The sequence below is a fragment of the Vitreoscilla stercoraria DSM 513 genome (assembly GCF_000382305.1).
GTDB lineage: Bacteria > Pseudomonadota > Gammaproteobacteria > Burkholderiales > Neisseriaceae > Vitreoscilla > Vitreoscilla stercoraria.
Genome location: NZ_KB908030.1, coordinates 72,943 through 84,117, shown reverse-complemented (window position 1 = coordinate 84,117; position 11,175 = coordinate 72,943). Strand labels below are relative to the sequence as shown.

Sequence of the window (11,175 nt, the reverse complement as noted above, 5' to 3'; positions counted from 1 at the left end):
GCCAAAGCTTGTTGGTGGTCACCTGTGGAAATGCCTTTCAAATACAGCCATGGCAGCAATTCTTCGATGCTTTTGGTACGTTTCAAATAAGGCGGCAACAATTGACTGTTGAAACACACACCGTCGCCACTGCGATCTCGTACCTTCGGCACTTTCACCTGTACATCACCAATGCCAGTCTGCACTGTTCGTTCCGGCAAATAACCATTTCTGACCAATGCTTGGCGGCCATCGGGAAGTTTCTTGGGTGAGTGTTGCTCCAGCAAAATCTGCAATTCGGTTTCAACTGCTTTGGCAATCAACTCCCTGGCTCCCTGACGCAGCAAATCGGTCAATGGGTCATTGAATGTTTGCTGTGGTTGTACGAATGCATTTGGGTTAGAATCAGTCATGGCGTATTCCTTTTGTTGGTTGAAATCTTTGGTCGGAAATCAATCAACAGGATACGCCTTCTTCATTTGTTCGTCATACACCAGAAATGACTATAGCTCTTGCTCCATGTATGGAAACCATAACAATCCTTTTAACATAAAAAGTAGGATTGGTGTTGCGCTGACCGGTTGAATCCGCATCATTTATTTAAAGGGGGGATTACCACACCATCCCAAGCTACACCTTGTGGGATGCGATGGCTCAGTATCGCTTCGCCAAAAACTGGCAAGTACAAGTGAATGCCCGCAATTTGACTGACAAAGACTATGTCAGCGCTTGCAGCTTTTACTGTTATTACGGAGCAGGTCGCAGTGTAGAAGCCAACTTGAGCTATAAATGGTAGGTTTTGGCTAAGCCAATGTCTATTCATTGAAACATAGCAAGCGTCCTGTAAACTTTACAGGACGCTTTTTACTTCATTCATTGTATATCGGCTTAATTTAAACTGCTGCTGGGTTGATTCACCTCCAGCTTGTGCTCCGCTGTTGAGCGCTTACGCGACTATCTGTGACGAAGGTAACTTACACAAAATGTGCACAGGCTCCCATCATCAACTTGTGGATGCAGCTGGGCTATCAGCTCAAAATCAAAGATGCAATCGTAAAGTCATCCTGCACTTATCGCCACTTTGTCATTGAATATTTAAGAAAAAACCGTTCGATTGACACCGAGTGACTTTACTGCTGTGATAATACCTAAACCCAATTCAAGCTTGAAAAAATCTATTTGGCTGAAATGTATTTCAATGAATACTATCAATGATGCCACCTTCAACACGCAAAGCCGCACCTGTGGTCGCACTTGCCTGTTCTGATGCAATATAAACGACCATATTGGCAATTTCACGAGGCTCAGTAAAACGACGAATAATGCTTGAATTGCGGTGTTTTTCGATAAAATATTTTTCGGCTTCTACCGATGTTATTCCCTGCTGTTTCGCAATATTTTCAATCATGATGACAGCACCTTCAGTTCTTGTTGGACCAGGCAATACGGTATTGACCGTTACACCTGTACCAGCCAAGGCTTTGGCCAAACCACGAGAAACCCCTTGCATTGCCGATTTGGTCATGCCGTAATGTACCATATCAGCAGGAATATTAAATGCTGACTCGCTCGAGATAAACTGAATACGCCCCCAACCTTGACTCTTCATGCCTTTCATATAATGACGGCTTAAACGCACACCACTCATAATATTGGTTTCAAAAAACTCAAACCATTGCTCATCTGTAATTTCCGCAAATTCACACGTTCCATAAATGCCCAAGTTATTAATCAAAATATCCACTTGAGGAAGGCTTTGGATAATTTTCTGGCAGCCTTCTGCCGTCGCTGCATTCAAAGCCAAACCTGTAATTTGAGCATCAGCAATGTCTGCTTTGATTTGATTCACAGCTTGATTGATTTTGTCTTGATGGCGTCCTGTAATCACAACGTTGGCACCTGACTGAGCCAATCCTCGAGCAATGGCAAAGCCAATACCCGCAGTCGCTGAAGTAACCAAGGCTATTTTATTTTTGAGTGAAATCTGCATGTGAATTTTTCCTATAAAAACATGTTGAACATTATAACTTTGTTTTTATAATAAACAATTGCAGTAATTGGATACATATTATTTACTATTAGTAAACAATATATGTTTGATAATCTGACTAATATACAAGTTTTTGTCAGTGTAGATATGCAATATATTTACTTTAAAATTTTTCTGTTGATGGGTGTTGATTCGTCTTTATAAACAAGGCATAGTAAACATGTCCCATGGGTGTCATACTCACTATGACAAACATATAGACATAAGCTCAACACATAGACATCTAGGGCGCACTCTCATTTGAGCAAATATGTAAATTGAGCGTCAATAACACCTATTTTCGTTCATTTTTAATGTCATATAAATAAAACACAGTCATTTTTTCCCTAAAAAATAGTGGTTGTGTTTCATTAAATAGAATGAGGACACGCCCTAATAATAATTTTATTGAGGTAGAGGCAATGACAATTGGTATTGATTTGAATCACAGCAGTAATGAATATGTCGCACAGCAAGACTTGGAAAATGTATTTCATTCTTGGTCTGTACAAGGCAGTTTGAATCCATTGGTCATCAAATCGGGTTTGGGCAGCAAATTGTGGGATTTTGAAGGCAAAGAATATTTGGATTTCAGCAGCCAATTGGTCAATACCAATATCGGTCACCAACATCCAAAAGTCATTGCTGCCATCAAAGCACAAGCAGACGAATTGATCACTATTGCCCCTGCTACGGCAAACTTAACGCGCTCTTTGGCGGCGAAGAAAATTTTGGAATTGGTATCTGACCATTTCAAAAAAATCTTCTTTACCAACGCCGGTGCCGATGCTAATGAAAATGCGATTCGGATGGCACGCTTGTTTACAGGCCGCGATAAAGTATTGTCGACTTATCGTTCTTACCATGGCAACACAGGTGCAGCAATTGTGGCAACGGGTGATGCACGTCGGCAGCCTAATGAATACTCTCGTGGGCATGCACACTTTTTCGGCCCTTATTTATACCGTTCAGAGTTTCATGCTGAAAATGAAGCCCAAGAAAGTACCCGTGCTTTGCAACATTTGCGCCGTGTGATTGAATCTGAAGGTGCTTCGGGTATTGCAGCGATTTTGTTAGAAGGCATTCCAGGTACAGCAGGTGTATTAGTACCACCAGCAGGCTATATGCAAGGCGTGCGCGCTTTGTGTGATGAATTTGGCATCATCTTAATCATGGATGAAGTGATGTCAGGCTTTGGTCGCACAGGCAAATGGTTTGCATTTGAACACCATGGCATCACGCCTGATTTGATTACCTTTGCCAAAGGTGTGAACTCAGGTTATGTGCCTGTGGGCGGTGTGATTATCTCTGAGAAAATTTGCCAACATTTCCACGATAAAATGTTCCCAGGCGGTTTGACTTATTCAGGTCATCCTTTGGCTATGGCTTCGATTGTGGCAACAATTGACACGATGCGCGAAGAAGGCATCATCGAAAATGCGGCTCAAATCGGTGCAGAAGCCATTGCTCCGGGCTTAGAAGCTTTGGCACAAAAACACGCTTGCATCGGCAATGTTCGTGGTGTGGGTGTATTTTGGGCAATGGAATTGGTCAGCGATGCTGCTGCCAAAACCCCATTCACAGCCGCGGCAATGGGCGAAGTGAAAAAAGCTTTGTTAGCAGCAGGCTTGTTGCCTTTTATCGCTGACAACCGCATTCATGTTGTACCGCCTTGCAATGTTTCGGCTGACGATGTGCAAAAAGCTTTGGCTATTTATGACAAAGTATTGAGCGAAGTTGCCAGCCAATATGTAAAATAATTTTTATCAAAAACAAGCGTCCTGTAAAAAATATTGACAGGACGCTTGTTTTCAAAATATTGATTCAAATTGACTTGAGACCCAACAATAAGCGTCATTGAACACTCACATCCACCTGCCAAAACCTTGCTTAAATACACAAAAAACACAGCGAAATTCATCTGCCAACCTCAGCGGCTACATTCATTAAAAGTATAGATTCAAAAACTGCGCCTGCAAAAGTCTCTAAACGATTGAAAAACCGCTCAACTGCTGCTCATCCAATCTACTGACTCATGACTCACGCGAATCACCTAGAGCATCGTTTTCAAAAATAATCAGCAAAATAATATAAGCGGCCTGAATACTTTGCGCTAGCTTGAGCCATGGTTCGATGGCTATTTTTCAATATTTGGCTCTTAAACTTTATTTTAAATAAAAATCATTATTAATTGCTTTATCAAAAATAGCGGGCACATTACAATATTCCAAAACCATATTTTGCGATAACCATCATGAAGAAATTGCTTTTGAGCTTATTTATTTTACCCACTTTGGTTCAGGCTGATGATCTTAGCCACACTTGGTCACATACGGATACCTTACAAACTGTGGCCATTGATGCCAAAAATCAACATTACCAAGGTCATTTAAAATTTTCTGCCTTACCTGAACATATGGTGTCATTTGGTTGGCAAGACAGCGATCAACAGCAACATGTTTTGCTCCATACCCAACAGCAAGAGGTGCCTATTTATTGGAGTGTGCCGCACAACGCCACCCATCTTTGGCTTAAACAAAGCCAAGCGTCCTCCCAAACCATACAAGCCCAATTAACACTTAAAATCCATACCATTTACCCTCAAACCGATATTTGTCATCATGCTCAGCCACAAAGTGCTGTATTGCAAAATCTACAACAGCAATTGAACACGCAACCACTCGCCGAACATGCGCAAATTTTAAACCTTTTTTGGCAACGCATCGCTGCCCAATCCACGCCCATTACCGAGCCAATAAATGCTCAATCCATGCGTTTGGTTTATCTGTGGCGAGGGGCAAAAAACAATGTGCGCATGATAGGCGGAGCCAGTAACAATCACGATTGGTTGCAACGCTTGCCCAATAGTGATGTTTGGTATAAAGAATATGTGGTGCCACACGATTATCGTGGCAGTTATGTGTTTGCGGTCGATATACCGCATTTGCAAAACGATGGCATGGATGGTTGTGACAGACAACAAGCCCAAGAAAGCCGTGCGCAGCGCTTAGCAATATTAGGACATTTACACACAGACCCATACAATCCCAACACGTTGATGGCCTCAAAAACAACTACCCAACGCAACGAAAGCGTGTTTGACGCTGCATCTGAATCTCACCCTAACACAGATACCGTGGTTTCATCTCATGTGCAAACCCACGTCTTACACAGTAGCGTATTGAACAATCAACGCCGTATCAGCATTTATCAACCGCCAAATGCTGCCAATACGAACAATTTACCCACTTTGATTTTTTTAGATGGTGAAAGCTATACCGAAAGCATTGATGTACCACGTTTACTGGATGAGTGGATACTTACAGGACGCATCGCACCAGTGCAAGCGATTTTTGTGCATAACCCATCGGCACAAGCTCGCAATCAAGAGTTGCCTCCCAATGCCAATTATGTGCATATGATAGAAACTGAATTATTGCCATTTTTACACACCCATTTACACACACCCATGAGCGCCCAAAATACAGCCATCATAGGGTCTAGTTTTGGCGGCTTGGCAGCGGCGAATTTGGGCTTATCATTACCGCGACACTTCAGCCATGTAGTGTCTTTATCAGGCTCATTCTGGTGGCAAGCTAAACACCAATTACCACATGATAAACCATTTGTATTGCAACGCATTCAACATCACCCTCCTACCACGCTCAAATGGTTTTTAAGTGCCAACAGCGATGAAACAGGTCGCAACCAAGCTGGTATTTTAGAAACCACTCAAGAAGTGTATCACAGCTTAAAAATACAGCAGCAAGATGTCATCTTCCAACAATACTCAGGTGGCCACAATTATGTGGTGTGGAAAAAAGCTTTACTGGATGCGTTGTTACACTTTTATCCTGCCCAAAACCAAAATATTAGCAAATAAGAATCATTTTTATTTGAATTATTATTTATACATAGGTAATATATTAACACCTTTTTACATTATGAAATTTAAATAAAATGAAACAACGTACAATCATCGCTACATCATTGATGTTATTGGGTACTGGCTTCAGCTTCAACGCCGCTGCCAATACCAACACTGATGAAACCGATACCGAATTGTCTGCCATTGTCGTGACAGCAGAACAACAAAGCAAACAAGCTTTGGGCTATTCAAAAATCAGTCGTGACGATTTAGAAAAACACCCCGTTGCGAATGATTTGTCACAAATCATTCGCACCATGCCAGGTGTGAATTTAACCAATGGTGGTAACAGTGGCCAACGTGGTAACAATCGCCAAATCGATTTACGTGGCATGGGTCCTGACAATACTTTGATTTTGATTGATGGGCGTCCTGTATTGAGCCGTGAAGCCACACGTTTGTCTTGGCGTGGTGAGCGTGATACACGTGGTGACTCTAACTGGGTTCCTGCCGAAATGGTGGAGTCAGTGGAAGTGATTCGAGGTCCTGCTGCGGCGCGTTATGGCGATGGTGCAGCAGGTGGCGTGGTCAATATTGTGACTAAAAAACGCTTTGATGCTTTTCATGGTTCTGTAACTGCATTTACCGAGCAGCCTGAAAACAGTTTGGAAGGTGCTAGCCAACGCTATAATTTCAACTTGATGGGACCAATCAGTGACAATTTGAGCTTCCGCATCTATGGTAACTTCAATAAATCCGATGCTGATGATCCTGAATTGAATGCAGAACACAGCAAAATGGACACTGCCGACATGGTCGCCGCTGGTCGTGAAGGTGTGCGCAACAAAGACATCAATGCCTTATTGGCTTGGAATGTCAACGATAACAATCACATTGACATGGAAGCTTCTTGGAGCCGACAAGAAAATATTTTTGCAGGCGACCAACAAAACAGCAAAGGCTCATTGAACAACGAAGCATTTACCAGTTTGCTCGGTGGTAATACCAACATCATGACACGCCAAACTTTTGCCGTGACACACAAAGGTGATTATGACAAGGTTTCTACCAAATCCTATATTCAATATGATAAAACCGACAATGACCGTTTGGATGAAGGCTTGTTTGGTGGTTGGGAAGGCAGTTTTGACCAATACCAAAATCGTGAATTAAATCGCAGCACGGCCACGTTGAAAAACATCAATGTGCATACCGAAGCGAGTTTCCCAATTGAAGGCAAAAAAATCCAGCAAAACATCACAGTTGGTGCCGATTACAAATATCAAAAATTGCACGATGTGAACTCTACCCGCTTCAAAGTGGAAGATTTGGGCGGCCGCGCTCCGAGCGATTACCCTGAATCTTTTAATCAAGCCACCAATCCCAACAGCGATAAAACCGTTTGGGGCTTGTTTGTCGAAAACAACATTGCTTTGAACGAAAACACCACCATTTTGCCGGGCTTGCGTTTGAACCATGACAATGTTTCAGGCTTAAACGTTTCTCCTAGCCTAAACCTCTGGCAAAAACTGAACGATCAAGCGACCTTAAAATTTGGTGTGGCTCGCGCCTACAAATCACCAAGTCTCTACCAAGTCAACCCAAACTACATCATGTACAGCACAGGTTATGGCTGCTGGAACAGCACACGTTGTTTCTTAATTGGCAACAAAGATTTGAAAGCCGAAACCAGCATCAACTACGAAGTGGGTTTAGACTTTAACACTGAAAATACCCGCAGCAACATCACTTATTTTTACAACGATTACAAAAACAAAATTGATGCCGGTATCAACTTGGTGGAAGGCTTGAGCAATACCAGCACTTCCAATACTGGCCGCGTCTTCCAATGGGAAAACATCGATGCCAAAATCCAAGGTGTGGAAGGCAGCTTCACTTGGGATATCAATCCAAGCTTGAAATGGCGTAATAATGTCACGTTCATGATTGAAAGCGAAAACAAAGAAACTGGCGACTATTTGACCATCATTCCAAAATACACCATCAACACAGGTTTGGATTGGCAAATCAATGAAAAAGCCATGGTCGGCGCAACAGGTACATTCTACGGCAAACAAAAACCACGCAAATATGCCTTCAATGGTGACGATACCACTGGCCATCAAACCAATGAGCGCGACTCTTATGCCGTATTTGGCTTGGTGGGCAAGTATGACTTCTCGAAAAACTTCTCAATTCAAGGCGGTGTGCGCAACTTGTTTGACAAACAATTGTACCGCGAAGGCAATTTTGACCAAGCAGGTGCCAATACTTACAACGAACCAGGTCGTGCGTATTACATGGGTGTGACTGCCAAATTCTAATGTTTTATTGTAATATTTAAGATGAAATAGCCTCTTTATGAGGCTATTTTGTTACAGGACGCTTGTGACGTATGGGCTTTCATTTGAATCTGTTCCATGCCGCCATTCAAAGCGTCCTGTAAATGTCCATGGGTGAAATCCAAACCTTGTTCAATCACAGTTTTTGCGCCAAGACCAGTGTCAACAATCTGTGCGCTGCCATTGCCATGTTTGGGCTGCGTCTCAACATGGATTTTCATTCATCCCACGTGCGCCAGCTTTGTATCATGGGCATTTTATACCTGATTGTATCCATGATGGCCATTGTCGCTAGCCAACAAAATTCAATGATAAAATGAGCCGCGCGATTTTGAAAACTTGTTAAGTTGTTTTAGAAAACCGTCAAAATAATCTTTCTCTTGATCTTCCACTCGATAACCTGCATACAGTGTGCGACGCAAACCTTCAGGAGCCACACAATCTAAACGGCGTGAAATCACCCAACCTTTCTGTTCAAACTCATTGACCACCCAATCAGGTAACGCAGCGATACCTCGACCACTGGCAACCAATTGAATCAACATTTGGGTTAAATCGGTTGTCCGTATGTGTTTAGGCTGTACATTTGCAGGGAGAAACAAACGCGCCATAATATCCAAACGGTGCCTGTCTACAGGGTAAGTAATCAACGTTTCTTCTGCCAAATCTTGCACCGTGATGCTAGGCACACGAGCCAAAAAATGTGTGGTCGACAACACAAGGCGAGACTCATATTCAAAAATAGGGAAATACGCCACCCCTTTTAAGGCAATAGGGTCTGCCGTAATCAACAAATCAAACTCACCAATTTGTAACAATTCATGTGGATTGGATTCAAAACCAGCAGCAAAATCCAAATCCACATCGGGATATTGCAATCGGTATTGGTTCAGCAATGGCATCAACCAATCAAAACAACTATGACACTCAGAAGAAAATGTAATCCGTCCTGTTTGCCCATGTACAATGCGAGCAATATCGGTGTGTGCTATTTGTACTTGGGGCAAAATTTCATCAGCCAGTTTGAGCAATCGTTGTCCCACATGAGAAAAACTAACCGGACGTGTGCGGCGATAAACCACTTCTGTGCCAAAAAATTGATCCAACTCTTTCAATTGATGTGACAATGCCGACGGTGTCAAACAGATATCATTTGCTGCGGCAACCAGCGATCCATATTCGCGTAACGCAACCAATGTTTTTAAATACCGAAGTTCTATCATCCTAACTTAATCCCCAATAATGTTTGATGGGCATACGACATTGTACACAATGAAAACCTTGTCACACTTCTTGCCCATCATTCACACGACCCAATCAAACCGATGCCAAATGTCCTATTGGATAATAAGCACGGTTAAAGTAAACCAAACTTTGTTCTTGTTCACTGGTTTGAATCGCCACCACGCGACACAACAACAGGCTGTGCGTGCCCACCGTTTGCACTTGTGTGATTTCACAATCAAAAGCTGCCAAAGCATCGCTTAAAACAGGTGAACCTGTTGCCAATGTCGTCCACTGTCCCACCGCAAAACGTTGTTCAGGTGTCAATTTGGATGCAAATGCTTGAGAAATCATTTGCTGATGCGCAGCCAAAACATTGACAGCCAAAGTTTGATTTTCAATAAACCGTGCATGTGAACTCACAGACTGATTCATACACACCAATAAAGTTGGCGGATTATCAGTCACACTGCATACTGCAGAAGCGGTAAAACCATATCGGCCTGAATCGCCACCAGTGGTAATAACATTGACGGCACTGGTGAACCAAGACATAGCGTTGCGGTAATCGACTGCTGCAACCATCGCTCTTTCCTCTTTAAAAATAAAAATCAGGATAATCAAGCTGATTGAATTATCCTGTCTCACTGATACGTCAATGCAATATTATGCCAGCTCTTGGCGAATAATCTCGGCGCCCGCACTCAAAGCTTTTAATTTACCATTTGCCACAGATCGAGCCAATGGTGCCATACCACAGTTGGTCGAAGGATAAAGCTTATCAGCATCCACAAATTGCAATGCTTTTCTCAATGTATTGGCCACTTCTTCGGGTGTTTCAACTTGGTTTGTCGCCACATCAATCGCGCCAACCATCACTTTTTTACCACGAATCAATTCTATTAAATCCATCGGCACGCGTGAATTTTGACATTCTAATGAAATAATATCCAACTTCGATTTTTGCAATTTTGGAAAAGCCTCTTCATATTGGCGCCATTCATTGCCTAAGGTTTTTTTCCAATCCGTATTGGCTTTAATGCCATAACCATAGCAAATGTGAACCGCTGTTTCACATTTCAAACCTTCAAGCGCACGTTCTAGCATCGCCACGCCCCAATCATTCACCTCATCAAAAAACACATTGAACGCAGGCTCATCAAATTGAATGATGTCCACTCCAGCGGCCTGTAACTCTAAAGCCTCTTGATTCAAAATTTTCGCAAACTCCCAAGCCAACTTCTCCCGGCTCTTATAATGACCATCGTATAATGTATCAATCATGGTCATCGGTCCCGGTAATGCCCATTTAATGGTTTGTGTCGTTTGACTACGCAAAAATTTGGCATCTTCCACAAAAACAGCTTGCTTGCGTGATACCTCTCCCACCACCGACGGTACATTGGCATCATAACGATTGCGAATCCGAATGGTTTCACGTTTTTGAAAATCTACACCCTCTAAATGCTCAATAAAAGTCGTCACAAAATGTTGGCGGGTTTGTTCGCCATCTGAAACAATATCAATGCCTGCTTGCAATTGCTCGTGCAATGACAAGCTCAATGCATCGCGTTTTGCCTGTAAAAGCTCATCGCCTTGCAGTTTCCATTGTGACCACAGTTTTTCAGGTTCAGCCAACCAAGAAGGTTTCGGTAGGCTGCCAGCTGTTGATGTTGGAAGTAAAATAGCCATATTCAATTTTCTATCATTAATGTGTGAATTGATTCGATGTA

10 protein-coding genes are annotated in these 11,175 nt (G+C 42.6%); 4 read left to right on the top strand and 6 right to left on the bottom strand.

From position 1 onward, the window contains the following. On the bottom strand, positions 1 to 392 hold a 392-nt coding region (locus H150_RS0110370; RefSeq protein WP_019958997.1), incomplete at its 3' end, for a transposase. Between the two features lie 209 nt (positions 393 to 601). Between H150_RS0110370 and H150_RS15010 the strand changes: the two genes are divergently transcribed. After that, a complete protein-coding gene (locus H150_RS15010) occupies positions 602 to 775 on the top strand; it encodes a TonB-dependent receptor domain-containing protein (RefSeq protein ID WP_257793077.1) in 174 nt (57 codons plus the stop codon). A 399-nt stretch (positions 776 to 1,174) separates the two neighbouring features. Here H150_RS15010 and H150_RS0110360 read toward each other — a convergent pair whose 3' ends face one another. After that, positions 1,175 to 1,969: an SDR family NAD(P)-dependent oxidoreductase gene (locus H150_RS0110360; protein ID WP_019958995.1), complete on the bottom strand. Its 795-nt coding sequence runs from the start codon at positions 1,967 to 1,969 to the stop codon at positions 1,175 to 1,177. A gap of 461 nt (positions 1,970 to 2,430) precedes the next feature. On the opposite strand from H150_RS0110360, the gene H150_RS0110355 reads away from it, so the two are divergent. From H150_RS0110355 to H150_RS0110345, 3 genes are all read left to right on the top strand, one after another. Continuing rightward, the gene (locus H150_RS0110355) at positions 2,431 to 3,768 is read left to right on the top strand and encodes an aspartate aminotransferase family protein (RefSeq protein WP_019958994.1); all 1,338 of its coding nucleotides are present in this window, start codon (positions 2,431 to 2,433) and stop codon (positions 3,766 to 3,768) included. Positions 3,769 to 4,262: 494 nt separating this feature from the next. Continuing rightward, the gene (locus tag H150_RS0110350) at positions 4,263 to 5,891 is read left to right on the top strand and encodes an alpha/beta hydrolase-fold protein (RefSeq protein WP_019958993.1); all 1,629 of its coding nucleotides are present in this window, start codon (positions 4,263 to 4,265) and stop codon (positions 5,889 to 5,891) included. Between the two features lie 77 nt (positions 5,892 to 5,968). Continuing rightward, positions 5,969 to 8,200: a FepA family TonB-dependent siderophore receptor gene (locus H150_RS0110345; protein ID WP_019958992.1), complete on the top strand. Its 2,232-nt coding sequence runs from the start codon at positions 5,969 to 5,971 to the stop codon at positions 8,198 to 8,200. A 35-nt stretch (positions 8,201 to 8,235) separates the two neighbouring features. Here H150_RS0110345 and H150_RS0110340 read toward each other — a convergent pair whose 3' ends face one another. The 4 genes from H150_RS0110340 to H150_RS0110325 all read right to left on the bottom strand — a co-directional run bounded on the left by H150_RS0110340 (position 8,236) and on the right by H150_RS0110325 (position 11,134). After that, positions 8,236 to 8,439: a hypothetical protein gene (locus H150_RS0110340; RefSeq protein ID WP_019958991.1), complete on the bottom strand. Its 204-nt coding sequence runs from the start codon at positions 8,437 to 8,439 to the stop codon at positions 8,236 to 8,238. Positions 8,440 to 8,523: 84 nt separating this feature from the next. Next, entirely contained in the window at positions 8,524 to 9,441 is a 918-nt protein-coding gene (locus tag H150_RS0110335; protein WP_026353645.1) for a LysR family transcriptional regulator, read from the bottom strand. Positions 9,442 to 9,535: 94 nt separating this feature from the next. Further along, on the bottom strand, positions 9,536 to 10,027 hold the full coding sequence (locus tag H150_RS0110330) for a flavin reductase (RefSeq protein ID WP_019958989.1): 492 nt from the start codon (positions 10,025 to 10,027) through the stop codon (positions 9,536 to 9,538). Between the two features lie 81 nt (positions 10,028 to 10,108). Next, positions 10,109 to 11,134, bottom strand: a complete 1,026-nt coding sequence (locus H150_RS0110325; RefSeq protein ID WP_019958988.1) for a methionine synthase — start codon at positions 11,132 to 11,134, stop codon at positions 10,109 to 10,111. Positions 11,135 to 11,175: the final 41 nt, after the last annotated feature.

What these genes read in the sequence shown, in the direction of transcription:
- H150_RS0110340 (WP_019958991.1), bottom strand. Translation starts at nt 8,439, where the DNA reads ATGAAAATCCATGTTGAGACGCAGCCCAAACATGGCAATGGCAGCGCA.
- H150_RS0110335 (WP_026353645.1), bottom strand. Translation starts at nt 9,441, where the DNA reads ATGATAGAACTTCGGTATTTAAAAACATTGGTTGCGTTACGCGAATAT.
- H150_RS0110345 (WP_019958992.1), top strand. Translation starts at nt 5,969, where the DNA reads ATGAAACAACGTACAATCATCGCTACATCATTGATGTTATTGGGTACT.
- H150_RS0110325 (WP_019958988.1), bottom strand. Translation starts at nt 11,134, where the DNA reads ATGGCTATTTTACTTCCAACATCAACAGCTGGCAGCCTACCGAAACCT.
- H150_RS0110330 (WP_019958989.1), bottom strand. Translation starts at nt 10,027, where the DNA reads ATGGTTGCAGCAGTCGATTACCGCAACGCTATGTCTTGGTTCACCAGT.
- H150_RS0110350 (WP_019958993.1), top strand. Translation starts at nt 4,263, where the DNA reads ATGAAGAAATTGCTTTTGAGCTTATTTATTTTACCCACTTTGGTTCAG.
- H150_RS0110355 (WP_019958994.1), top strand. Translation starts at nt 2,431, where the DNA reads ATGACAATTGGTATTGATTTGAATCACAGCAGTAATGAATATGTCGCA.
- H150_RS0110360 (WP_019958995.1), bottom strand. Translation starts at nt 1,969, where the DNA reads ATGCAGATTTCACTCAAAAATAAAATAGCCTTGGTTACTTCAGCGACT.